The sequence below is a fragment of the Rhizobium sp. NRK18 genome, assembly GCF_024385575.1.
In the GTDB taxonomy this organism is placed as follows: Bacteria; Pseudomonadota; Alphaproteobacteria; order Rhizobiales; family Rhizobiaceae; genus JANFMV01.
In genome coordinates, this window is sequence record NZ_JANFMV010000001.1 from 3,886,359 (window position 1) to 3,908,499 (window position 22,141).

General features: G+C 61.9%; 23 protein-coding genes and 1 tRNA gene. 9 read left to right on the forward strand and 15 right to left on the reverse strand.

Annotated elements, in window-relative coordinates; all coding sequences use genetic code 11:
• Positions 1–43: 43 nt before the first annotated feature.
• The 7 genes from NN662_RS18465 to NN662_RS18495 form a co-directional block, all read right to left on the reverse strand.
• Complete coding sequence (locus NN662_RS18465) at positions 44–760, reverse strand: outer membrane protein (protein ID WP_261931672.1); 717 nt, start codon at positions 758–760, stop codon at positions 44–46.
• Positions 761–885: 125 nt separating this feature from the next.
• Positions 886–1,518, reverse strand: coding sequence for a nucleoside/nucleotide kinase family protein (locus NN662_RS18470; protein WP_261931673.1), 633 nt, complete (start codon positions 1,516–1,518; stop codon positions 886–888).
• On the reverse strand, positions 1,515–2,375 hold the full coding sequence (locus NN662_RS18475; protein ID WP_261931674.1) for a sugar phosphate isomerase/epimerase family protein: 861 nt from the start codon (positions 2,373–2,375) through the stop codon (positions 1,515–1,517). The genes NN662_RS18470 and NN662_RS18475 overlap by 4 nt, the downstream gene beginning before the upstream one ends.
• 19 nt (positions 2,376–2,394) lie before the next feature.
• Entirely contained in the window at positions 2,395–3,138 is a 744-nt protein-coding gene (locus tag NN662_RS18480) for an ATP-binding cassette domain-containing protein (RefSeq protein WP_261931675.1), read from the reverse strand.
• 1 nt (position 3,139) lies between these two features.
• A complete protein-coding gene (locus NN662_RS18485; protein WP_261931676.1) occupies positions 3,140–4,090 on the reverse strand; it encodes an ABC transporter permease in 951 nt (316 codons plus the stop codon).
• A 64-nt stretch (positions 4,091–4,154) separates the two neighbouring features.
• Entirely contained in the window at positions 4,155–5,099 is a 945-nt protein-coding gene (locus NN662_RS18490; protein ID WP_261931677.1) for a substrate-binding domain-containing protein, read from the reverse strand.
• Between the two features lie 108 nt (positions 5,100–5,207).
• Positions 5,208–6,266 (reverse strand): LacI family DNA-binding transcriptional regulator, encoded by a 1,059-nt coding sequence (locus NN662_RS18495; protein WP_261931678.1) that lies wholly within the window; start codon positions 6,264–6,266, stop codon positions 5,208–5,210.
• A gap of 90 nt (positions 6,267–6,356) precedes the next feature.
• Here NN662_RS18495 and NN662_RS18500 point away from each other — a divergent pair, with 90 nt between their 5' ends.
• Both NN662_RS18500 and NN662_RS18505 read left to right on the forward strand, forming a co-directional pair.
• Positions 6,357–7,373 carry an NAD(P)-dependent oxidoreductase gene (locus NN662_RS18500; protein ID WP_261931679.1) on the forward strand — a complete coding sequence of 339 codons (1,017 nt, stop codon included), beginning with the start codon at positions 6,357–6,359 and terminating at the stop codon, positions 7,371–7,373.
• Between the two features lie 374 nt (positions 7,374–7,747).
• Positions 7,748–8,500: a DUF3800 domain-containing protein gene (locus tag NN662_RS18505; RefSeq protein ID WP_261931680.1), complete on the forward strand. Its 753-nt coding sequence runs from the start codon at positions 7,748–7,750 to the stop codon at positions 8,498–8,500.
• A gap of 251 nt (positions 8,501–8,751) precedes the next feature.
• On the opposite strand, the gene NN662_RS18510 is transcribed toward NN662_RS18505, so the two are convergent.
• Both NN662_RS18510 and NN662_RS18515 read right to left on the reverse strand, forming a co-directional pair.
• Positions 8,752–8,827, reverse strand: a tRNA-Ala gene (locus NN662_RS18510).
• A gap of 151 nt (positions 8,828–8,978) precedes the next feature.
• Positions 8,979–9,371 carry a TIGR02300 family protein gene (locus tag NN662_RS18515; RefSeq protein WP_261931681.1) on the reverse strand — a complete coding sequence of 131 codons (393 nt, stop codon included), beginning with the start codon at positions 9,369–9,371 and terminating at the stop codon, positions 8,979–8,981.
• A 313-nt stretch (positions 9,372–9,684) separates the two neighbouring features.
• On the opposite strand from NN662_RS18515, the gene NN662_RS18520 reads away from it, so the two are divergent.
• From NN662_RS18520 to rpsA, 3 genes are all read left to right on the forward strand, one after another.
• Complete coding sequence (locus NN662_RS18520; RefSeq protein ID WP_261931682.1) at positions 9,685–10,335, forward strand: hypothetical protein; 651 nt, start codon at positions 9,685–9,687, stop codon at positions 10,333–10,335.
• Between the two features lie 87 nt (positions 10,336–10,422).
• Positions 10,423–11,046 (forward strand): (d)CMP kinase, encoded by a 624-nt coding sequence (cmk, locus tag NN662_RS18525; RefSeq protein WP_261931683.1) that lies wholly within the window; start codon positions 10,423–10,425, stop codon positions 11,044–11,046.
• Positions 11,047–11,189: 143 nt separating this feature from the next.
• Positions 11,190–12,893, forward strand: coding sequence for a 30S ribosomal protein S1 (rpsA, locus tag NN662_RS18530; protein ID WP_261931684.1), 1,704 nt, complete (start codon positions 11,190–11,192; stop codon positions 12,891–12,893).
• A gap of 79 nt (positions 12,894–12,972) precedes the next feature.
• Here the strand turns inward: rpsA and NN662_RS18535 are convergent, their stop codons facing one another.
• Positions 12,973–14,574, reverse strand: coding sequence for a hypothetical protein (locus tag NN662_RS18535; RefSeq protein WP_261931685.1), 1,602 nt, complete (start codon positions 14,572–14,574; stop codon positions 12,973–12,975).
• 282 nt (positions 14,575–14,856) lie between these two features.
• On the opposite strand from NN662_RS18535, the gene NN662_RS18540 reads away from it, so the two are divergent.
• A complete protein-coding gene (locus NN662_RS18540; protein ID WP_261931686.1) occupies positions 14,857–16,245 on the forward strand; it encodes a nicotinate phosphoribosyltransferase in 1,389 nt (462 codons plus the stop codon).
• A gap of 12 nt (positions 16,246–16,257) precedes the next feature.
• Here NN662_RS18540 and NN662_RS18545 read toward each other — a convergent pair whose 3' ends face one another.
• Together NN662_RS18545 and NN662_RS18550 are read right to left on the reverse strand one after the other, a co-directional pair.
• Entirely contained in the window at positions 16,258–16,632 is a 375-nt protein-coding gene (locus NN662_RS18545) for a hypothetical protein (RefSeq protein ID WP_261931687.1), read from the reverse strand.
• A gap of 146 nt (positions 16,633–16,778) precedes the next feature.
• A complete protein-coding gene (locus NN662_RS18550; protein WP_261931688.1) occupies positions 16,779–17,402 on the reverse strand; it encodes a ribonuclease D in 624 nt (207 codons plus the stop codon).
• A gap of 182 nt (positions 17,403–17,584) precedes the next feature.
• Here NN662_RS18550 and NN662_RS18555 point away from each other — a divergent pair, with 182 nt between their 5' ends.
• Genes NN662_RS18555 through NN662_RS18565 form a run of 3 tightly spaced genes read left to right on the forward strand, consistent with a single transcriptional unit; the run spans position 17,585 to position 19,153 of the window.
• The gene (locus tag NN662_RS18555) at positions 17,585–18,154 is read left to right on the forward strand and encodes a nucleoside 2-deoxyribosyltransferase (protein ID WP_261931689.1); all 570 of its coding nucleotides are present in this window, start codon (positions 17,585–17,587) and stop codon (positions 18,152–18,154) included.
• A 22-nt stretch (positions 18,155–18,176) separates the two neighbouring features.
• Positions 18,177–18,527 carry a hypothetical protein gene (locus tag NN662_RS18560; protein WP_261931690.1) on the forward strand — a complete coding sequence of 117 codons (351 nt, stop codon included), beginning with the start codon at positions 18,177–18,179 and terminating at the stop codon, positions 18,525–18,527.
• Positions 18,524–19,153, forward strand: coding sequence for a DedA family protein (locus NN662_RS18565; protein ID WP_261931691.1), 630 nt, complete (start codon positions 18,524–18,526; stop codon positions 19,151–19,153). Before NN662_RS18560 ends, NN662_RS18565 begins: the two co-directional genes overlap by 4 nt.
• 60 nt (positions 19,154–19,213) lie before the next feature.
• Here NN662_RS18565 and NN662_RS18570 read toward each other — a convergent pair whose 3' ends face one another.
• The 3 genes from NN662_RS18570 to NN662_RS18580 all read right to left on the reverse strand — a co-directional run bounded on the left by NN662_RS18570 (position 19,214) and on the right by NN662_RS18580 (position 22,138).
• Positions 19,214–20,947, reverse strand: a complete 1,734-nt coding sequence (locus NN662_RS18570; protein ID WP_261931692.1) for an ABC transporter substrate-binding protein — start codon at positions 20,945–20,947, stop codon at positions 19,214–19,216.
• 76 nt (positions 20,948–21,023) lie between these two features.
• On the reverse strand, positions 21,024–21,317 hold the full coding sequence (locus NN662_RS18575; RefSeq protein ID WP_261931693.1) for a DUF2160 domain-containing protein: 294 nt from the start codon (positions 21,315–21,317) through the stop codon (positions 21,024–21,026).
• Positions 21,314–22,138, reverse strand: coding sequence for a carbohydrate ABC transporter permease (locus NN662_RS18580; protein WP_261931694.1), 825 nt, complete (start codon positions 22,136–22,138; stop codon positions 21,314–21,316). The genes NN662_RS18575 and NN662_RS18580 overlap by 4 nt, the downstream gene beginning before the upstream one ends.
• Between the last annotated feature and the right edge of the window lie 3 nt (positions 22,139–22,141).

A 22,141-nucleotide genomic window follows, 5' to 3' on the forward strand; every position in this document is an offset into this window, starting at 1 on the left:
GCCCGCTCCCGTCAAGCGTTTCCGAACACCCGGGCGAAGGGCGTCAGAAACGGTAAGCGATGCCGATGCGTGCGACAGTGGCGGAGAGATTTCCGGTAACCCGTTCCGAGCCGGGTTCTTCACTTTCCCCACCGGATGTCTCACCTTGGAAACTGTCTTTGCCGAAGTCGTAATAGAGCGCCTCCGCACGAAGCGAGAGATTGGGCGTGATGCCATATTCGGCGCCACCACCGACGACGTAACCGACACTAAAGTCGTGAGCACCGGAGGAATCTCGGAGATAGTTGTGGCGGGCTGTCCAAGAGTATTTGCCGTCGGTATAGGCAACGCCCCCTGTGGCGTAGATCAGCACGTTTTCCAAGGCGAACCCGACACGCGCGCGTGTTGAGCCGAGCAGACTCATATCGAAGCTGCCCTCAAGGCCGTCGTAGCCTCCAACGCGCTTGTCTGAGGAGGCGTGAAAGGAACCGAGTTCCGTTTCGGCGCCAAAGACAAAGTTTCCTGCCTGCCAGTTGAAGCCTGCAAAGCTTCCGATATTGGCAGCCCTGTCGCTCAGATTCACCGCAAAGGAAGTATCCGTGTTATAGCCTTCTGTGCGGCTGGTGATATCGCTCTTCGCTTTGCCGCCGCCGACGAAGCTACCGGCATAGAACCCCGTCCAGTTATAGGCGCTCCCCGGCTTCAACAGCTCCTGTGCATGGGCGTGTGGAGACGTAGCCGCGAACACCGCCGCGGCGGTGGCAAGCATCAACCTGTTCATTTCATTGTCCTTCTCGGTGAGTTGGCGCAACTTATGCGAACAGGCGGCCGGCCTTCAATGCCGTTGGGGCAATGCTCCCAATTTTGGATAGCTGGGCGACCGATTGCGGCCGGCGTGGACGTGAATCAGCTCGCAGAAACGACGTAATCCGGGTCCACGCTGCCGGTCATCACCCGCCGGCCGTTCGGCAGATCATTGCCGTCGATCTTGTCGATCAGCGCCTGACCGGTCAGCGCCTTCCAGCGCTCCTTGAGGCGGGCACGCAGGACCACTTCCGGTTCCTCGATCATCACCGTGATGTCGTAGCAATCCTTCAGCTCGCGCCAGCGATCCTCGTCGAGCAGAAGATAGTTGCCCTCGGCGACCAGATAGCGGACCTCGCGGCCGATCATGCGGGCACCGGCGCGGGCGATCTCGATCGAGCGGTCGAAGACGGGAACGGCGATCTCCGGCTCGTCATTGGCCTTCAGCCTCTTCAGCATGTGGCGGAAGCCGGCGACGTCGAAAGTCTCCGGCGCGCCCTTGCGTGGCCTCAGTCCGCGCGGCACGAGCACCATGTCGTCATAATGATAGCCGTCCATCGGCAGGACCGCCGCACTTCCGGCCTCGATGGCGTTCAGCCGTTCGACCAGCGCATCGGCAAGCGTCGACTTACCGGAGCCGGGCGGCCCGGCAACCGCTGCGATGATGCGATTGCCGGAGGACGCGTTCCTGATGATCTCGACGAGTTCGTCGGCGGAAACGGATTGTCTGCTCATGGTGCCTCTATGGTGATTCCTGCCCGCTTTGCCGCCTCGGCCAAATACGGAATGCCCCTGGCGACGACGTCGTCGGGATTGTCGGCCACCGGCCGCCAGACTGCAAGCCCGCCGGCAAGCTCGGGGGCGACATGGACGAAGCTTTCCAGCGTCATGATACCGTCGAAGCCGACCGCCTTCAGACCGGCGAAGGCATCATCCCAATCGATCGTGCCGAGGCCCGGGACGCCGCGATTGCTTTCCGACAGGTGGACATAGCCGAGATGCTCGCCGGCTTCCTCGAAGCCACGCGACAGCCCCTGCTCCTCGATGTTCATGTGATAGGTGTCGAGGTGGATGAAGAGATTGTCGAGGCCGATGCGCTCGATCATCGCGGCGGTCTGCTTGGCGGTGTTAAGCAGGTGGGTTTCGTAGCGGTTGCAGGGTTCCAGCCCGAGGCGCATGCCGAGCGATTTCGCCGTCTTGCCGACATGGCCGATCAGCCGGGCGATGGCGTCATGCTCGGCTTTGGTCGGCGGACTGCCGGACACCTTGCCGATCGTTCCGTAAGTCACGCCTGACAGAACATCCGAACCCGCTTCCTTCGCCGCCGTGACGACCGCATCCAGAAATGTCGCGGCCTCATCCGGCCTGTTGACGATGTCGATTACGTCCGGCAGGCCGAGCGAGCAGATGGGGATGAGCCCGTGGCGTTCGAAGGCGGCGCGCGTGCCGCGGCTGTCGAAGGTTGCCGGGTCGAGCAACGGCACCTCGAAGGCGCTGACGCCGAGCGCCTTCATGCCGGGAAAATAACTGTCGGCTTCCGCCGGATTCCAGAGCGGCGTGACAGCGAGAGAATGCAATCCGAGACGTGGCATGGGTGTTTCCTTTCAGGCCTCAGCCGTGGGCGCCTACGATGTAGGAGACGACTTCGTTCATGTTGGTCTGTTCTTTTTTCAGATCGGCGATCACGCTGCCCTGGCGAAGCACGACGATGCGCCCGCAAGCCTCGAAAACGTCGTTCAGGCGGTGGCTGATCAGGATGACGGCGATGCCGTCGTCGCGCATCTGCTTGATGAGCGTCAGCACGCTTTCCACCTCGCGGACCGCCAGCGCGGCCGTCGGCTCGTCCATGATGACGAGCTTGGGCTGGAAGGTGAGCGCCCGCGCGATCGCGATCGTCTGCTGCTGGCCGCCCGACAGCGTGCCGACGGGGACGTGGATCGAGGGGATGCGCACGCCGAGCCGCTTGATCATCTTCAGCGCCTCGGCGTCGATCTTCGCCTTGTCGATAAAGTTCGGCAGGATGCCCCACAACCGCTTGGTCGGTTCGCGGCCGAGGAAGATGTTGTTGGCGATGTCCTGCTGGGCGGCGAGTGCGAGATCCTGATAGATCATCTCGATTCCTCGCGAGCGGCGCTCGCCGGGATCCTTCTGCGTCACGTCCTCGCCGTCGAAGCTGACGGTGCCTTCGTCGATCGGATAGACGCCTGTGATCGACTTCATCAGCGTCGACTTGCCGGCACCGTTATCGCCGACGAGGCCGACGACTTCGCCCGCGGCGATCTCGAGATTGACGCCGTGCAGGACCTTGATGGGCCCGAAGGACTTGTGGACGTCGGTGAGTTTGAGAAGCGTCATGTCACATCCTCCCCCGGCTGCGCACCTGATCGAGCCAGACGGCGGCGATCAGGACCATGCCGATCGCCATCTGCTGGTAGTAGGCCTGGACGGCCATCAGGTTGAGACCGTTCTGCAGGACGCCCATGATCAGCGCGCCGATCATGGTGCCGAGGATCGAGCCTCGTCCGCCGAACAGGTTGGTGCCGCCGATGATGGCCGCCGTGATGGCGAGCAGCTCGTAATTGAGGCCGGCCGTCGGATCGCCGGTGTTGACGCGGGCGCTGAACATCAGCCCGGCAAGCCCCGCCATGAAACCAGACAGCGTGTAGAGCAGCAGGCGCTGGCGCTTGACGTTGATGCCAGTGGCGCGCGCAGCAGCCTCGCTGTCCCCAAGCGCCAGGGTGTGGGCGCCGAATGGCGTGTGGGCGAGAATGTAGTGCGAGACGATGGCGACGATGACGAGGATATAGACCGGCGTCGGGACGCCGAAGGGGCGCGCCTGGCCGAGAAACAGGATTTCCTCCGGCAGGCCGTAGATGCCTCGGCCGTTGGAAATGATCAGCGCCAGACCGCGCGCGATGCCGAGCATGCCGAGCGTGACGATGAAGGCGGGCACCCGGCCGCGCACGATGATGATGCCGCTGACCCAGCCGGCCAACATGCCGGCGGCGAGACTGCCGATGATGGCGAACGGCCAGGGCAGGCCGAGATTGACGACCAGAAAAGCGCCCGTCACGGAGCCAAGGCCGAGCACGGAGCCGAGCGACAGGTCGATTCCGGCAGCGCTGATGACGAAGGTCGCGCCGATCGCCAGAATGCCATAGGTGGCGGTCGCCAGGATGATGTTGAAGATGTTGCCGACGCTCAAGAAGACCGGCGAGATGATCGTCATGATCACGCAGAGCGCGATCAGCACGGCGAGCGATTCCGCCCGCACATGCGCGCGTGCCAGCAGCGATGTCACTTTCATAATGGACTATCCCGATTGATTGAGTGCCGGCAGGCGATCCTCCGACCGCCTGCCGGAGCCGGATTTACTTGACGTATTCCAGCATCGGTTCGGTGCCCTTCTCGAGCACATCCTTGGTCAGCACCAGCGTCGGCACGTAGATCCAGTCCTGCATCTTTTCGCCGGCCAGGACCTTGGTGACGTCTTCCACCGCCTGCTTGCCGACCAGATAGGGAAGCTGGGCGACGGAGGCGGAGAGACGACCGGCCTTGATCGACTTGACGGCATCGGAATTGCCGTCGACGCCGATGACGGTAACCTGGTCCTGCTTGCCGGCGGCGAAGACGGATTCGACAGCGCCGAGCGCCATGCCGTCATTGGCCGCGAAGATGGCGACGAGGTCGGGATGCGCCGTCAGCGTGTCGTTGGCGATGTTGGCGGCCTTGCCGCGGTCCCAGTCGCCCGGCAGCGACGCGACGATCTCGAGGCCCGGCGCCAGTTCCTTCAGCTTTTCGGCGAAGCCCGAAGCGCGCTTCTGGCCGGTGACGTTGCCGGACAGGCCCTCGATCACCAGCACCGGACCCTTGGCGTCCTTGCCGAGCTTGTTGACGAGGTATTCCGCACCCTGACCGCCGGCCGCGACGTTGTCGGAGCCGATCGAGAAGGCGATCTTCACACCGGCATCCGCGGCGATCTTGTGATCGAGGTTGCCGTCGAGATCGACGACCGGGATATTCATGTCGGTCGCCTGCTTGAGGCAGGGCAGAAGGATGGTGGAATTGATCGCCGCGGTGATCATCGCATCCGGCTTCTGCTGCAGCATGGTGTTGCAGACGTTGAGCTGCGGTTCCGCTGCCTGGTCGCTTTCGACGGCCTGCAGGTAGTACTTGACGCCGGCTTCCTGGGCGCCGTCCTTGACGCCCTGTTCCATGGCGCCCCAGAACGGGTTTGACAGCGTCTTCATGAGGACGCCGTATGTCTTTTCCTCGGCGTGAACCTGGGTCGCGAGCGCCCCGATGGCCACGGTCATGAGCAATTTCCTGAGCATGCTTTCCTCCACTTTTTGACGCCGCCCGAAACACATCTCCTCATGTGCTCCACAATGGCTGCCGGCGTGACGGCCCGCCGGCGCCAATTCCTAATGTCCGCTCGCCTCCCCCGAGGCCGGCCCCACAAGGGTGCCGCGCCGCTCGAAGCTGCAGGCGAGACGCTCGACGCGCGGCGGGCCCTGTTCACCGCCGATCCGCGCCATCAGCAATTCCCACGCCTTCTGCGCGATCGCCTGGACCGGCTGGACGATGGCCGCGATCGGCGGCGTCATCTGCGCCATCCAGGCGCTGTCGTCGAAACCGGCAAGCGCCACGTCGCGCCCGGCGGCGAGGCCCCGACGGGCAATGGCCGCATAGGCGGCAAGCGTCGCCGTGTTGTAGAGACAGAAGAAGGCAGACGGCATCGGGTGCGCGGCAAGATAGCCTTCGAGCGCCGCCTGAGCGCTTTCGACGGTGGGGCCGCAGGCGAGATAATCGACGGAAAGCCCTTCGGGCCTGCCTGCGACCGCCTGCTTCACCCCGGCCAGTCGCTCGGCGACGTTGCCGACGGCATCGTCGAAATAGGCAACGAGGATGCGGCGGTGGCCGAGGCCGATCAGGTCGCGCATGACGGCGCCGGTCGCCACGGCATTGTCGACACCGACGCCATCCATCGGCAGGCCCTCCGACACACGGTCGACGATGACCGACGGCACCGCCTGCGCGGCGAGCTGGGTTTCGGCATTGCGGCTGCCGATCGTCGGCGCCAGCAGAAGGCCGGCGACCCGCCAGCCGAGCAGTTCGCGGATTTCGCGCGCCTCGATGTCGACGGTTTCGCGGCTGGAGGTGGCGACGATGCGGTATCCGGTCGCTTCGGCGGATTGCTCCAGCGCGGAGACGAGTTCGGCGAAAAAGGGGTTCTGGAAATCGGGAATGACGAGGCCGATGACGCGGCTGTCGGCGCGGCGAAGGCTGGAGGCCATGGGGTTCGGCCGGTAGTCGAGCGCCTTGACGGCTTCCAGCACGGCCCGGCCGATCGGATCGTCCTGCCGCCGCTTGCCGTTCAGGACATTGGAGACGCTGCCCGGCGAAACGCCGGCGCGCTCCGCCACGTCCTTGATCGACACCACCGATGCGAGCGGGCTTTCGCCCGTCTTGTGATCTGCCATGCCTTCCTCCCACAGCAACACTACATAAATCGTTTTACAGTGTAAATCGTTTTTTGTAGGATGCAGCAAAACGCATTCGGGAGGAAAAGCATGCGCATCATTCTGGATCCGGCGCCGCGCACGGCCGCCGAGATTTTCGACGCGGAGAACCATCGCCGGCTGATGACCGAGCACGATGTCGCGGTCTATGACGGCGGCGATCGCGATGCGTTCTACAGCCGCCATCTGCCCGACTGCGAGATCCTGATGAGCCAGCAGCCGATGGACAGGGCCCGGCTCGACAGCGCGCCGAAGCTGAAGGCGATCTTCAACGTCGAGACCAATTTCCTGCCGAACATCGATTACGAGACCTGTTTCGCCCGCGGCATCCATGTGCTGGCGCCGAGCGGCGTGTTCGCGTTACCCGTCGCCGAAATGGGGCTCGGCATGGCGATCTCGTTGGCGCGCGGCATTCACAGCGAACACAAGCGCTTTGCCGAAGGCAGCGAGCGCTACGGCTTGGAAGGCAATGGCGAGGCGGAATTGCTGACGGGCTCCGAGTTCGGCTTCATCGGCTTCGGCGATCTCGGCCGCGCGCTCTTCGCACTGCTGCCCGGCTTCCGGCCGAAGACGATCCGCGTCTTTGATCCGTGGCTGCCGGCCGGCCACCTGGAGCGCATCGGCGTGACGCCGGCGAGCCTGGACGAGGTGCTGACCAAAAGCCGGTTCGTCTTTGTCGTCGCCTCGATCACCACGGAGAACCAGCATCTTCTGAATGCGACCAACCTGCCGAAGATGCAGAAGGGCGCGTCGCTGATCCTCTTGTCGCGCGCGGCGGTCGCGGATTTCGACGCGGTCGGGCATCTCGTACGCTCGGGCCATATCCGCTTTGCGACCGACGTCTTCCCGGAAGAACCGGTCGCGCCCGGCGATCCGGTGCGGTCGCTTCCCGGCACGCTGTTTTCCCCGCACCGCGCCGGCGCGCTGACCAGCGCCCTTCAGGACATCGGCCGCCGCGTGATGGAAGACGTCGGGCAGATCGCCAAGGGCCTGCCGCCCGTCAGCTGCCGCCGCGCCGAACGCGAGACCGTCATGCGCCTGCGCAGCAAGCCGGTGGACAAGACGTGAGGGGGCTCCGAGAGTGATTGGCTACAGCTCAGCTTTGCGTACGACAGCTAGCCCCCCCCCCGACCATTATGGTTTACAATCACGAAGACGACAGGAAATACGATAGGCCTTGGCTTGCATTCAGAGTGGACAGACTCAGGTCGCAAAGGTTCGGCCGGAGAAGCCAGTACTCGATCACCATGGAAGGATACAACAATACTTGGTTGGTCCATGAGGGCTTTATAATAGCAGATGGGAATTCCCTCATAGCCAACCTTGTGAGAGATTGCCCGAAAGTTCTCACTCTTTTACCTTATTTTGGCTAGCCGCACCCAACCAGACTTCAGCATTCCAACAAAAGAAGCTCTGACCACGGAAGCTACGAGAGGGATTGGATGCATCTGTGTTTTATCGATGAAAGCGGAACGCCGCCCTCCAAACCAAATCCCAATCAGCCTTACTTCACGCTGGGTGCAGTTGTGATTGACGCTTGGCGGTGGCACGAGATTGCCAAACTGGTTCGCGGCTACACCTCAAGACATGGCATCAAGGGCGAGCTCAAGTGGCGATACTTCGCACCCCACAATCAGCAGCCGGACAACCCATTGAGAGCCAAGACCGCTCAACAACGAAAGGCATTAAGCTTAGAACTAGCCAAACTGATAGCCAAAAGCCCTTTGACGATCATCGCTTGCGTGACCGACATAGAGGCAGCCTTTGCTTACGCCTCAATTTCAAGCCAGCGCGAGCTGTATCATTTCGCTTATAAGCCTCTGACCGAACGGTTTCAGTACTTCCTGCAAGATCAGAAGAGTTTGGGCGTGGTCATAGCAGACCATCGCGGCAAAGATGATGATCGGCTTTTAAGGGCACATCATGACACACTTATTGCCAAGCCGGGCAACACCATATCGGGTTACAATAAACTGATTGAGGGCCTATTTCTTCAAGACTCATGCCACTCCATCGGAATTCAGCTTGCCGATTTTGTAGCAGGAGCCATCCATAGAGCCTATTCGACTGGAGACGGCGAACTTGCGGCAATTATCAAGCCGCGTCTACGTCGAAAGCCAGATGGCACAACCTTAGGCCACGGGATCGTGCATCACCCTCGCGACCGATTCAGGCCAGATCTTCGAAGAAAATAGACGCCGGGCGATACCGTAGTATCGACGCCATAAATGTCAGGCTCCCGAGCGCCTCATTTATATAAGGTTTTGCATAGTTCAGCTCAAGGAATCGTATTCTAAAGAAGGCGCCGCGTTTGACATACTGTGAATCAATTTTCCACTTTTTGAGGTGAAAAGCTGGCTTGCACCAGAATTCACATTGAGCGTCGCCACAAAGACCTACACACCAAAGCAATTTTCGATAAATTTCTTCGAAAGCTGGAAAAGTTTGGTGGAGCTAAGCGGGATCGAACCGCTGACCTCTTGCATGCCATGCAAGCGCTCTCCCAGCTGAGCTATAGCCCCATTCCAAGGGTTCCGGTCTGACCGGATGCTGGTTCCCGGTGGGCTTCAGCCCGTCGGGTGGCGGCTTACTACTTCCTGTGTCGGAAGATGGCAAGCCCCAAAATCGCGAGCCCGGAATTTTTTTGTCGGCACCGGGCTCGCCTTGGCAAAATCAGGTCTCGTCGTCGTCGCCGCCGACGCCGATCAGGCCGGACATGTCGTCGTCATCGTCGTCGTCGTCGCTTTCGAGGAAGGTGTCGTCGTCATCGTCGTCGCCGAGATCGACATCGTCGTCATCACCCATATCCGGGATATCGTCGCCCGAATCGTTGCCGTCGGCATCCTCGAGGGACACCAGTTCGACTTCGTTGTTCTCGGTATCGACTTCCGCGACGTCCTCTTCCTCTTCCTTCTCCATCACCGCGATGGCGGACGTTTCCTCGAAGAAGGAAAGCGGCCAGGAATTGCCGGAATAGGGAGAGACAACCGGGTTGCGGTTGAGGTCGTAGAACTTCTTGCCCGTGTCGGGGCAGATGCGTTTCGTTCCAAGTTCTGCTTTTGCCACTGTCAAAGCCTCTTGAATATGTGCCGGGAAAAAGCGGTTCGTGCCGCCAGACCGGGCCATGCCGGTTAAAAACGTTGGCGGTCCCCATACTGCCTGCGCCCGCTTCTGTCAAAGGCAAACTTTGATGGATGACAGACCACGCCGCATCCGGAAGCCCTGGCGGCACAATTCATCGCAACAAACCTTCGATGGCGTCATTTCAATTGCGAGCTGCCACTTAAATCAACCTTAAGGAGATCCCGCTACTGAAAATGCAAGTTCGGAAGAAGCGCCATCAATCCTTCCTCTTCTTGCATCGTGAGACGGAAAAGCCATGGAGAAACGAAGGTTGAGACAATTCGCCTGGAGAAAGCCGGAGATCTCCAACGCCCCGCGCATTTTTCCACGCTCCGCTCTCGAATGTCTTCGCGAGAGCGAATTGCAGCGGTTCAACACCCTGGCGTTCTGGATTCTAATCTCGACTCTGCCATGCCTGATCCTCCTCCAAGTCCTTGATGGCCGCTGGTGGATGGGCCAAATTGACGGACTTACAGCGCTTGGACTGAGTGTCGCCATGCTCATCCCCTATTTTTCGCTGTGGGTCGCTATCAGCCGGATATTGCGATTGGGCATATTGCGAGCGCGAGACATCAACTCCCGAGAGGCGTACACTCCCGATTTCGTCGCCTTCACATTGTCGATCAAGACAATCTCGAAATTGGTTTTGCTCCTAGCAATGGCAGCATTGCTGGAAGCGAGCTTGTTTGGTGGCGTACGACGTCTGTTTCGTGGCCTACCATTTTCAGATCCTCATGCACACCACCACTTCCGCAGATGGCAGATCGAGTTTATCGATCAGCACATCGCACCGTATTTTCCATCTGGGCCGATCTTTCCCGCATTTATGATGCTCGCCATTGCAGTTCTCATCTTTTGGCTGATTTTTCGGGTTTATGCGCTGTCACGTCAGCATAGAAACCGGTGATATAAGGCAGGAGGTCTGATCAAGATTGGCAGATGCTTCCATTGTGTCTATTAAGCGCATCGGCTTACAGGACGTATGGAACCCACTATGATTATTGCCATCGACGGGCCGGCGGCAGCCGGCAAGGGCACGCTTTCACGCCGGATTGCCGAGGAGTACGGCTTTCACCATCTCGACACGGGGCTGACCTATCGCGCCACGGCCAAGGCGCTTCTCGACGCCGGGCTGCCGCTCGATGACGAGGCCGTGGCCGCCGGGATGGCGGCGAAGGTCGATCTTGCCGGGCTCGACCGTTCGGTGCTGTCGGCCCACGAGATCGGCGAAGCCGCCTCGAAGATCGCCGTGATGCCATCGGTGCGCCGGGCGCTGGTCGAGGCGCAGCGGGCGTTTGCGCGCAAGGAGCCCGGCACGGTGCTGGACGGGCGCGACATCGGCACGGTCGTCTGCCCGGATGCTGCCGTGAAGCTCTATGTGACGGCTTCAGCGGAGGTGCGCGCCAGGCGCCGTTTCGACGAGATCCGGGCGGGCGGCAAGCAAGCTGATTTTGCCGAGATCCTCGCCGACATCGTCAAGCGCGATGCGCGCGACAGCGGACGGGCCGACAGCCCTTTGCGGCCAGCGGAAGACGCGCACTTGATAGATACGTCCGAAATGGGTATAGAGGCCGCGTTTCAGGCAGCGAAGGCTATTGTCGACGCCGCCTTGAAATAGGCTGGACCTTTTTCCCCGCGCCGGACTTGCCCTGTCACACAAAGATCAAGACGACAGGGCGGAAGAAGCAGCAGCCTCGTGTTCAACACAAACCCACCGGCGTATGCGCGGTCCAGAACACCGGATCGCAGTTTGGAGATTTCATGTCAGTAGATACCTCTATGCGGGAGGATTTCGCAGCCCTCCTCGAAGAATCGTTTGCAACGAACGATCTCGCTGAAGGCTACGTTGCCAAGGGCATCGTGACCGCAATCGAAAAGGACGTCGCGATCGTCGACGTCGGCCTCAAGGTCGAAGGCCGCGTACCGCTCAAGGAATTCGGCGCCCGTGCCAAGGACGGCACGCTCAAGGTTGGCGACGAAGTCGAAGTCTACGTCGACCGCATCGAAAACGCGCTGGGCGAAGCTGTTCTGTCGCGCGAGAAGGCTCGCCGCGAAGAAAGCTGGGTCAAGCTCGAAGCCAAGTTCGAAGCCGGTGAGCGCGTTGAAGGCGTTATCTTCAACCAGGTCAAGGGCGGCTTCACCGTCGATCTCGACGGCGCGATCGCCTTCCTGCCGCGTTCGCAGGTCGACATCCGTCCGATCCGCGACGTCACCCCGCTCATGCACAACCCGCAGCCCTTCGAAATCCTCAAGATGGACAAGCGTCGCGGCAACATCGTGGTTTCGCGCCGCACGGTTCTCGAAGAGTCCCGTGCCGAGCAGCGTTCTGAAATCGTTCAGAACCTTGAAGAAGGCCAGGTTGTCGAAGGCGTCGTCAAGAACATCACCGATTACGGTGCGTTCGTCGACCTCGGCGGCATCGACGGTCTGCTCCATGTCACCGACATGGCATGGCGCCGCGTGAACCATCCGTCGGAAATCCTGAACATCGGCCAGACGGTCAAGGTTCAGATCATCCGCATCAACCAGGAAACCCACCGCATCTCGCTCGGCATGAAGCAGCTGGAAGCAGATCCGTGGGATGGCATCGGCGCGAAGTACCCGGTCGGCAAGAAGATCTCCGGTACCGTCACGAACATCACCGACTACGGTGCGTTCGTCGAGCTGGAGCCGGGCATCGAAGGCCTGATCCACATTTCCGAAATGTCCTGGACCAAGAAGAACGTCCACCCCGGCAAGATCCTGTCCACGAGCCAGGAAGTCGATGTCGTCGTTCTCGAAGTCGATCCGACCAAGCGCCGCATCTCGCTGGGCCTCAAGCAGACGCTTGAAAACCCGTGGGAAGCATTCGCTCACTCGCATCCGGCCGGCACTGAAGTCGAAGGCGAAGTCAAGAACAAGACCGAATTCGGCCTGTTCATCGGCCTCGACGGCGACGTTGACGGCATGGTTCACCTCTCCGACCTCGACTGGAACCGTCCGGGCGAACAGGTCATCGAGGAGTTCAACAAGGGCGACGTCGTCAAGGCTGTCGTTCTGGATGTGGACGTCGACAAGGAGCGCATCTCGCTCGGCATCAAGCAGCTCGGCAAGGACTCGGTTGGCGAAGCCGCCGCTTCCGGCGACCTGCGCAAGAACGCCGTCGTTTCGTGCGAAGTTACCGCCGTCAACGATGGTGGCATCGAAGTGAAGCTGGTCAACCACGAAGACATCAGCGCGTTCATCCGTCGCGCCGACCTGTCGCGTGACCGTGACGAACAGCGTCCGGAGCGTTTCTCCGTTGGTCAGGTTGTCGACGCCCGCGTCACCAACTTCTCCAAGAAGGACCGCAAGGTCATGCTGTCGATCAAGGCTCTCGAGATCGCAGAAGAGAAGGAAGCCGTCGCACAGTTCGGTTCGTCCGACTCTGGCGCTTCGCTCGGCGACATCCTGGGCGCAGCGCTCAAGAACCGCGGCAACGAGTAATCGTTCCCTTACGGTTTGAAACAAAAAGCCCGCCGGAGACATCTCCGGCGGGTTTTTCTTTGCCCGGGTTCAGGATGCGTCAGTTGAGGCCGGCCATGCGCTGGTAGAGATCGTACATCGGATCGTCGACATCATCGGCAGCCTTCTGGCCGTCCTCGTCGGAGATCATGCGCGGCGTGCGGCGCTCGCCGTTCTGGCCGTCATCCGCGTCTTCGTGCTGCTCGCCGGTGGCCTGTTCGTCGCCTGCCTGTCCCTCGGCCTCGCCATCCGGCTGCGCATAACGGCGGCGCTTCTTCTCTTCCGGCAGATCGTCCTGCGCCGTCAGATAGCCGACCTGCGCAAAGGGAATGCCGTCCTTCGACTGCGCTACCATCGCCTGCGCGGCAAGGGTCTGGGCGCCTTCCGGGAGAAGGGCCTGGCGTGTCGTGGAGGAGTTTGCCGTTGCCGGATCCCGGGTCTGCGCCTGAGGCTCGGAGGCCGGGTGGCGGGTGGCTTCAGCCGTCGCCGGACGCGCGAGTTCGCGCATCAGGGCCGTATCATCTTCCGCAGGTGCAAGCGCCTGACCGGCCTCGGGAGCTGCCGTACCAGCGGCGTGTGGCGGCAACGGACCGGCCGGGCGCGCCGCCGCGGAGACGGCGGCCTTCGGCAGCTCGGCCTGCGACAGGGCCTTTACGAGTTCGGCGGCCTTTGCCACCTGTTCGGGATCACGGATCGCGTTGGCGATCAGGCGGTCGTTGACGACCTCGGTCCAGCCTTTCAGTATCTGCAGCGTCTGATGGCGTTCGCTGCTTGCGTTGCGCGCCGCATTCTGGTTGGCGACCGGCGGCTGCCGGGGCTCGGCCTGTTCCGGCTCGACGGACGGCTGGCCATCGGGACCATAAGCACGCTCCAGCCGCTGGCGGAGTGCCTGGACATCCGCCGCTTCCGACTTGACTGATGGCGGCTCTCCGATGGCGGAATGCTGCACAGCAGCCTGGCGGATGTTTGTTGGCACAGACGGCGCATCATCTTCGCCTCCGGCGAGTGCCGCAGCCGGCGCCGAAACCTGTTGTTCCACGCGTACCGCCTGTTGCTGCTGCGTGGCGGCGGGTCTTGCCGGCGAACCGGCAGCGGGGGCCTCTCCGCGGGACTGGGGCGTCTGACGGAGAGGTTCGGCGACCGCGTCCGCATCCTCTCCCTCGTTCTGATGATAGGATTCCAGCACGTTGCGGGTGACCGCCTCGCCGTCACGGGCGCGACCGCCCTCCAGCAGCGCGGCGATGCGCGCCGCCTGCACGCCGGCGGGCGAGTCCAGAACCTCCAGAAGCGTCTGCAGCTGGACGGTCTTCAGGGCCTGGCTGATCATCTTCTCGACCGCGGCGCGCGATGCCGCCGGAAGATTTCGGATTGCGGCGGCAAGCCTTTGCGCGAAGGCGGAATCGGATTCGGCATCGCCACGGGTCATGCCGAGCACGTCGCCGAGCTGCGTCGCGATCGTGCGCAGGGCGGCGGGGAACGGATCGCTCGACCCGAAGGACAGGACGTTCAACTGGCCGGGCTCGACATTGGCGACATGGGTTACGGCCTTGGCGAGCTCCGGACGCACGGCGGCAGCCGGCACCACGGAGGCTTTCGGCGTGACCGTGCCCTGGGCCTTGGCTGAAACGGCGGAACTGGCTTCCACTCTTACGGGAGGCAGCATCTGCTTTCTCCGGGCGTTTGATCGGGTGAACGTCGCAGGATGGACAACAGGACCGCTCATGCGCTCCCTTGCATTCTCGAGCGGCCGTCAGGCGCCGCGTGATGCCTCATTGCATCGCAGAATGCGGAAATTCATGCCTGCAGCATGACGGCAATATCTTAACAATCCGCTAACCAAGGTTAACAAAGCGACATCATCAGCATCGCGAAAGCCACATAAGCTACAGCTCATGCCGATTTGGCAGGTCGCGCGCTTAATAGCCGACGGCCGCGGGGAGCGACGATGAACAACATTAATCCGATCCTGAACACAGACAGCTACAAGCTCAGCCATTTCCTGCAGTTTCCGCCCGGCACGACGGCGATCTCGGCGCATATAGAGACGCGCGGGCAATCGGAGGGTCCGGACGTCGTCTTCTTCGGACTGCAGATGTTCCTGAAGGCCTATCTGGCCCGGGCCGTGACCGCGACCGATATCGACGAGGCAGCCGAGATCGTGGATGCGCATGGATTGCCGTTCGACCGCGAGGGATGGGACCATATCCTCGCCGAGCATGGCGGCCATCTGCCGGTCAGGATCGAGGCGCTTGCGGAAGGCAGTGTCGTCAGGCGCGGCGTTCCCGTTCTCCAGTTGACGAGCACCGACCCGAAGGTGCCATGGACTGTCTCGCATCTGGAAACGGCGTTGACGCGGGCCATCTGGTATCCCTCGACGATCGCCAGCCAGGCGCGCGGCATCCGCGAGCAGCTGAAGCCGCTGATCGTCCAGACCTGCGACGCACCCGAAAAGGTCCTGCCTTCGCGGCTGCACGACTTCGGCGCGCGCGGCATGGCGAGCCTCGAGCAGGCGGGCATCGGCAGCGCCGCGCACCTCCTGTTCTTCGACCGCACCGACACGATCGCCGGGGTCCTCAACGCCCGCGCCTATTACGGCGCGGAGATGGCGGGGCACTCCTACCCGGCCTCGGAGCATGCGACGATGGCGGCCTGGGGGCAGGCGCGCGAGGAAGAAGCCTACGCCCACATGATCGATACGTTTTCGGCCACCGGCCCCTATGCGGTGGTCTCCGACAGTTTCGATCTCAACTACGCGATTTCGGAAATCTGGGGCAAGGCGTTGCACGACAAGGTCATGCAGCCGCAAGGCCGGCTGATCATCCGGCCGGACCGGGGCGATCCGATCGACACGCCGATCCAGGCAATTTCACAGCTCGCCTATGCCTTCGGCACGCATCAGAACGCCAAGGGCTACAAGGTCCTGAACGGCAATGTCCACGTCATCCAGAGCGGCGGCATCCTGCCGGAGGACATGCTGATGGTGTTGAGGCGGCTGGAAGCGACCGGCTTCTCGGCCGAAAACATCTCCTTCGGGATCGGCGCCGGTCTGCTGCACGATGTCGGACGCGGCAATTACGGCTTCACCATGCGCACCAATGCCCGGCTCGACACGGACGGCAAGTGGCACGACATCCAGCTTCGTCCGGGCCACATTCACGAAACACCGCACAAGACCGGGCGACAGGCGGTCGCGCCCGCGGAAAACGGCGAGCTGCAGGCGGTGCGGATCGAGGAATTGGGCAGCCAGAACAACAGTCTGGTTCCGGTCTGGGAGAACGGCGAACTCCTGAAGGACTGGTCGTTCGAGGATATCCGCAAGCGTGCGACCGCGTAAGCGGCGACCAACTCAGCTGTTGCGGAAAAAGCGGTAAATGCCGTTGTCGTCGGAGTTGACGGCAGAGATGCCCTTTGCCGTCCGCGGCGCATCGGCATCGTCGTTCGGCTTGACGGCATCGAGCCAGGTGGCCCTGGCGGACTTTTCCTCCGGCTGGGAAGGCTCGTCCGGCACGTCGTCCCGGTAGGCCGGCATTTCGTAATCCGGATCATAGTCGAGCGGCGGCGGCTCGATCTTCACGCGCGGGAAATAGGGATGAATTTCCCCGAGTTTCCTGAGGCTTGCCGGTTGGACGCGATGCTCGATCTCCGGCGCAAGCTTCTTCTTGACGCCCGCGGGGGCGGCCAGCGCTGCGGCAATCATGCCCTTCTGCGATCGCTTCTTCATGAGACGAAACCGGTACTGCCTGTTATGCGGATCCGGCCCTGGCGGCACGGACGCTCGGGCAGGATTGTCCGCCGGTTCCGTTAAGATTCCTTTTACGGCGCCCCCGCTTCAGCGGAGGCGCGGCCATCAGCCGTCGCGGGAACCGCTCAGCTATGGGCGAAGATGTCGGTTTCTTCCCAGCCGAGGAGGTCGAGCTTGGAGCGGGTGGGCAGGAATTCGAAGCAGGCCCTGGCGTGCTCCATGCGGCCGTCGCGGTTCAGACGCTCGACGAGCTTGTCGCGAAGGGCGTGGAGATGCAGGACGTCGGAGGCGGCGTATTCGAGCTGTGCCGGGCTCAAAGTTTCCGCTGCCCAGTCGGAAGACTGCTGCGCCTTGGAGATATCGACCTCCAACAGCTCCTTCAGATTGTCCTTCAGGCCGTGGCGGTCGGTATAGGTGCGGGTCAGGCGCGAGGCGATCTTGGTGCAGAATACCGGCGTCGTCGTCACGCCGAAGGTGTGGAACAGAACGGCGATGTCGAAGCGGCCGAAATGGAAGATCTTCTGGCGCTTCGGGTCGGCGAGCATGGCGACGAGGTTCGGCGCTTCCTTCTGTCCGGCGGCGATGCGGATGACGTCAGCCGTGCCGTCGCCGGGCGACAGCTGGACGACGCAAAGGCGGTCGCGGCGCGGGATCAGGCCGAGCGTTTCCGTATCGATGGCGATCGCATCGGTATAACGCGCTGCGTCCGCTTCGGAAATATCGCCTTCGTGATACCGGATCTCTGCCATCGTGCTTTCCTTACTCGTCTTCCTGTTCGCCCAAGCGCAAAGGGGCGCTATAGCGCAATTTGGGCCGGGCGGATACCACATTCGACTGCGTCGAACGGGTGCGGTTTCTTCCGGATTTTTCTTGCGGCAGAACCGCGGCACCGTCAAGAATGGGCGGCATATTCAAAGGATTCTGCTAAACAATGACCAAGAAAGTGTATCTCGCCGGCCCGGAAGTGTTCCTGGCCAATGCCCGCGACATTCTCGACCGCAAGGCGGCGCTTGCCCGCGAGGCCGGCTTCACGCCGCTCTCTCCCGGCGATCTCGACATCGAGCCGACCGAGACCAAGAAGGAATTCGGGCTGGCGATCAGCGCCGTCGACGAGAAGATGATGCTGGAGGCAGACGCGATCATCGCCAACCTGACGCCGTTTCGCGGCATCGCCGCCGATGTCGGTACGACGTTCGAGCTCGGCTTCATGTGCGCGCTCGGCAAGCCGGTCTTCGCCTATACCAATGTGGCAGCCGGTCACTACGAGCGCGTGATGGAATACTACAAGGGCATGGCTGCGCCGACTGATGACGGCCATGTGCGTGGCCCGGACGGGCTTTCGATCGAGGATTTCGACATGATCGACAATCTGATGCTGCAGGGCGGCGTCGAACGCCGCGGCGGCAAGGTCATCGTCGGCAATGCGCCGGCCGATCGGCTGTACACGGATCTGGATGCCTTCAAGCGCTGCCTGGCTGCTGCAAAGGAAGCGCTGCTCTGAGGGTCGATGAAAGAAAGAGATCATGAACGCCATCGTCACGCTCTGGCATAAGAACAGGCTGCTTGTGCTGGCCTTCGTGCTGATGGCGGCGGTCACGCTGTTCTTCGCCGTCCGCTCCATCCTGTTTGCGCTTTACTGGAACGACCCGGCGCACTGGAACCAGCCGCTCGAAGGCTGGATGACGATCGGCTATGTCGCGCATTCCTATCATCTGGACCCGCGCGACATTGATGCCGATCTCCGCCTCATCAAGCCGCATGACCGGCGCACGCTCGAACAGATCGCCGGGGACAACGGCATGACGCTCGACGAGCTGAAGGCGCGGCTCGATGCGACGCTGACGAAGCTGAATGCCGAAAGGCCCGTCAAATGAGCGAGCAGCTGATCACGCTCGCGACGAATTACGGCATTCCCTTTCTGGCACTGATCGTCTTTCTGAGCTGCCTGGCACTGCCGGTGCCGTGTTCGTTCGTCATGCTGATGAGCGGATCGCTGGTCACCTCCGGCGATCTCGCCTTCACGCCCGTCTTCATGGCGGCCTATGGTGCGGCGCTCGCCGGTGACCAGACGGGCTTTTTCGCTGGCCGCCTTGCCGGGCGCTTCATCATTCCATCCATCGAACGGTCGCCGGCCCGGCGCGACCTGCTCGCGCGGGCCCACGGCATGCTGGAGAAGCGCGGTGCGATCGGTGTCTTCCTGAGCCGCTGGCTGTTCAGCCCGCTTGGCCCCTATGTCAACCTGATCACCGGTGCGGCGGGGATGTCGTGGTGGCGGTTCTCTTTGCCCGCGGCGCTCGGCGAACTCGTCTGGGTGTCGCTCTATGTCGGCCTTGGCATGGCGTTCAGCGACAACATCCTTATGATCGCCGACCTCGCCTCGAATGTGAGCGGGATGCTGGCCGCGGGTGCGATTACCGTCTTCCTCGGCTGGCGGCTCTGGAAGCAGATTTCCGGGTCCGCGAAGGATCACGGTCACCGGAAGATTCGCCATCAGCGATAGCGGACGAAAAAGGCCGGGGATCGCTCCCCGGCCTCCTATATTCGTAAAGGTTGAACCGGCTTACTTCTGCCAGCTCTTGACCAGTTCGTCGTAGTTGACGGTGACCGGCTTTTCCTTCTCGTTCTCGATCTTCAGCTGCGGAGCAAGGTTGCCCTTGGCCACGGCATCGTCGTGCCAGTAGTTGATGTCATGCTCTTCGGCGAGCTTCGGGCCGATATCGCCCTGAACGCCGGACTTCTCGATACGGGCCATGACCTTTTCCTGCGCTTCGCAGAGCGAGTCCATCGCTTCCTGGGCGGTCTTCGCACCCGAGGACGCATCGCCGATTGCCTGCCACCACAGCTGTGCAAGCTTCGGATAGTCCGGAACGTTGGTGCCGGTCGGCGACCACTGGACGCGGGCCGGCGAACGATAGAACTCGATCAAACCGCCGAGCTTCGGAGCGCGCTCCGTGAACGACTTGTCGTGGATGGTCGAGTCACGAATGAAGGTGAGACCCACGTGGCTCTTCTTCACATCGACAGTCTTGGAGGTGACGAACTGCGCGTAGAGCCATGCAGCCTTGGCGCGGTCGGTCGGTGTCGACTTCATCAGCGTCCAGGAACCCACGTCCTGGTAACCGAGCTTCATGCCGTCCTTCCAGTAGACGCCATGCGGGCTCGGAGCCATGCGCCACTTCGGCGAACCGCCCTCGCCCACCACCGGCAGGCCGTCCTTGACCATGTCCGCGGTGAAGGCGGTGTACCAGAAGATCTGCTGGGCGATGTTGCCCTGGGCCGGAACCGGGCCGGCTTCGGAGAAGGTCATGCCCTGGGCTTCCGGCGGAGCATAGGCCTTCAGCCAATCCAGGTACTTCTGGATGGCGTAGACCGAAGCGGGGCCGTTGGTGTCACCACCGCGTGCGGTGCACGAGCCGACCGGACGGGAGTTTTCATCGACCTTGATGCCCCATTCGTCGACCGGCAGACCGTTCGGAAGGCCCTTGTCGCCATTGCCGGCCATCGACAGCCAGGCGTCGGTGAAGCGCCAGCCGAGCGACGGGTCCTTCTTGCCGTAGTCCATGCTGCCGTAGACGCTCTTCGGACCGCCCATGTAGGACATGTCGCGGCCGGTGAAGAACTCGGCGATGTCCTCATAGGCAGACCAGTTGACCGGAACGCCGAGGTCGTAGCCGTATTTCGCCTTGAAGTCGGCCTTGGTCTTGTCGTCGTTGAACCAGTCGTAGCGGAACCAGTAGAGGTTCGCGAACTGCTGGTCGGGAAGCTGGTAGAGCTTCTTGTCCGGCGCGGTGGTGAACGACGTGCCAACATAGTCGGCGAGATCGAGCATCGGGTCGGTGACGTCCTTGCCGTCGCCGGCCATCCAGTCGGTCAGGTTGCGGACCTGCTGGTAGCGCCAATGGGTACCGATGAGGTCGGAGTCATTCACCCAGCCGTCGTAAAGGTTCTGACCCGTCTGCATCTGGGTCTGGATCTTTTCGACGACGTCACCTTCCTGGATGATGTCGTGGATCACCTTGATGCCGGTGATCTTCGAGAACCAGGGTGCGAGCACCTTGGATTCGTAGGCATGCGTCGTCAGCGATTCGGAAACGACGTGGATTTCCATGCCTTCAAAGGGCTTGGCCGCGTCGATGTACCACTGCATCTGCTTTTCCTGGTCGGCGCGCGACAGGGTCGAAAGATCGCCGATCTCCTCATCCAGGAACTGCTTCGCCTCGTCCATGCCGGCAAATGCCGTGCCGGTCAGGGCAAGCAGCATGGCCGCCGTAGTCGTCAATAGATGCTTTCGCATAGTTACCTCCCAATTGCGATTGCACTTACACAGTCAGATGGACGGAACCCCTCCCCCCATCCGGTCTTCCTTGGCATCAGACAGTCCGGAACACGACGATTGCGTAGATCACGGACAGTCCGAGAGCCCACCACAGGCTGAGGTCTGTCAGACCCAGCCATGCGAGGTTTATGAATGCGCTGCCGAGCAGCGACACGAACAGGCGGTCGCCGCGCGTGGTTTCGAAGCGCAGGATGCCGACGCGCGGATTGCCGCCGGGCGAAACGTATTCCCACACGCCCATGCCGACGAGCAGAGCGAGGATCGTCAGAAAGAAGATCGCCGTCGGCCAGGTCCACGCCATCCAGGAGAAATCGAAGTTCATTGTCATACCCTCCCCAGCGCAAAGCCCTTGGCGATGTAGTTTCTGACGAAGTAGATGACGAGCGCCCCCGGCACGAGCGTCAGCACGCCGGCGGCTGCGAGCAGTCCCCAGTCCATGCCGGCGGCAGACACCGTGCGTGTCATGACGGCGGCGATCGGCTTGGCGTCCGTCGTCGTCAGGGTGCGGGCGATCAGAAGCTCGACCCAGGAGAACATGAAGCAGAAGAAGGCGGCCACTCCGACGCCCGACGCAATCAGCGGCATGAAGATCTTGAAGAAGAAGCGCGGGAAGGAGTAACCGTCGATATAGGCGGTTTCGTCGATTTCCTTCGGCACGCCCGACATGAAGCCTTCCAGGATCCAGACGGCCAGCGGCACGTTGAACAGGCAGTGGGCGAGCGCCACCGCGATATGCGTGTCGATCAGGCCGAAGGCCGAATAGAGCTGGAAGAACGGTAGTGCGAAGACGGCCGGCGGCGCCATGCGGTTGGTCAAAAGCCAGAAGAACAAATGCTTGTCGCCGAGGAAGCGGTAGCGCGAGAATGCGTAAGCTGCGGGCAACGCAACGGCGATCGAAATGATGGTGTTCTGCACCACGTAGATGATCGAGTTGACATATCCCATGTACCAGGAGCTGTCGGTGAAGATCGTCCGGTAATTGGCGAGCGTCGGATTGTGCGGGAAGATCGTCATCGTCGAGATGATCTCCTCGTTGGTCTTGAAGCTCATGTTCGCCAGCCAGTAGATCGGCAGCAGCAGGAAGAGGATGTAGAGGGTGGGAACCAGCCAGGAGAAGCGGGAACCGTCTCTGCGTTTTGCGGTGCTCATTGA

Excerpts from the sequence above, each read along its gene's own strand:
- NN662_RS18485 (WP_261931676.1), bottom strand. The coding sequence starts at position 4,090 with ATGAAAGTGACATCGCTGCTGGCACGCGCGCATGTGCGGGCGGAATCG.
- NN662_RS18565 (WP_261931691.1), top strand. The coding sequence starts at position 18,524 with ATGAGCGAGCAGCTGATCACGCTCGCGACGAATTACGGCATTCCCTTT.
- NN662_RS18465 (WP_261931672.1), bottom strand. The coding sequence starts at position 760 with ATGAACAGGTTGATGCTTGCCACCGCCGCGGCGGTGTTCGCGGCTACG.
- NN662_RS18475 (WP_261931674.1), bottom strand. The coding sequence starts at position 2,375 with ATGCCACGTCTCGGATTGCATTCTCTCGCTGTCACGCCGCTCTGGAAT.
- NN662_RS18560 (WP_261931690.1), top strand. The coding sequence starts at position 18,177 with ATGAACGCCATCGTCACGCTCTGGCATAAGAACAGGCTGCTTGTGCTG.
- NN662_RS18550 (WP_261931688.1), bottom strand. The coding sequence starts at position 17,402 with ATGGCAGAGATCCGGTATCACGAAGGCGATATTTCCGAAGCGGACGCA.
- rpsA (WP_261931684.1), top strand. The coding sequence starts at position 11,190 with ATGTCAGTAGATACCTCTATGCGGGAGGATTTCGCAGCCCTCCTCGAA.
- NN662_RS18570 (WP_261931692.1), bottom strand. The coding sequence starts at position 20,947 with ATGCGAAAGCATCTATTGACGACTACGGCGGCCATGCTGCTTGCCCTG.
- NN662_RS18480 (WP_261931675.1), bottom strand. The coding sequence starts at position 3,138 with ATGACGCTTCTCAAACTCACCGACGTCCACAAGTCCTTCGGGCCCATC.
- NN662_RS18540 (WP_261931686.1), top strand. The coding sequence starts at position 14,857 with ATGAACAACATTAATCCGATCCTGAACACAGACAGCTACAAGCTCAGC.
- NN662_RS18545 (WP_261931687.1), bottom strand. The coding sequence starts at position 16,632 with ATGAAGAAGCGATCGCAGAAGGGCATGATTGCCGCAGCGCTGGCCGCC.
- cmk (WP_261931683.1), top strand. The coding sequence starts at position 10,423 with ATGATTATTGCCATCGACGGGCCGGCGGCAGCCGGCAAGGGCACGCTT.
- NN662_RS18490 (WP_261931677.1), bottom strand. The coding sequence starts at position 5,099 with ATGACCGTGGCCATCGGGGCGCTCGCGACCCAGGTTCACGCCGAGGAA.
- NN662_RS18580 (WP_261931694.1), bottom strand. The coding sequence starts at position 22,138 with ATGAGCACCGCAAAACGCAGAGACGGTTCCCGCTTCTCCTGGCTGGTT.
- NN662_RS18555 (WP_261931689.1), top strand. The coding sequence starts at position 17,585 with ATGACCAAGAAAGTGTATCTCGCCGGCCCGGAAGTGTTCCTGGCCAAT.
- NN662_RS18505 (WP_261931680.1), top strand. The coding sequence starts at position 7,748 with ATGCATCTGTGTTTTATCGATGAAAGCGGAACGCCGCCCTCCAAACCA.
- NN662_RS18535 (WP_261931685.1), bottom strand. The coding sequence starts at position 14,574 with ATGCTGCCTCCCGTAAGAGTGGAAGCCAGTTCCGCCGTTTCAGCCAAG.
- NN662_RS18470 (WP_261931673.1), bottom strand. The coding sequence starts at position 1,518 with ATGAGCAGACAATCCGTTTCCGCCGACGAACTCGTCGAGATCATCAGG.
- NN662_RS18500 (WP_261931679.1), top strand. The coding sequence starts at position 6,357 with ATGCGCATCATTCTGGATCCGGCGCCGCGCACGGCCGCCGAGATTTTC.
- NN662_RS18520 (WP_261931682.1), top strand. The coding sequence starts at position 9,685 with ATGGAGAAACGAAGGTTGAGACAATTCGCCTGGAGAAAGCCGGAGATC.
- NN662_RS18575 (WP_261931693.1), bottom strand. The coding sequence starts at position 21,317 with ATGACAATGAACTTCGATTTCTCCTGGATGGCGTGGACCTGGCCGACG.
- NN662_RS18495 (WP_261931678.1), bottom strand. The coding sequence starts at position 6,266 with ATGGCAGATCACAAGACGGGCGAAAGCCCGCTCGCATCGGTGGTGTCG.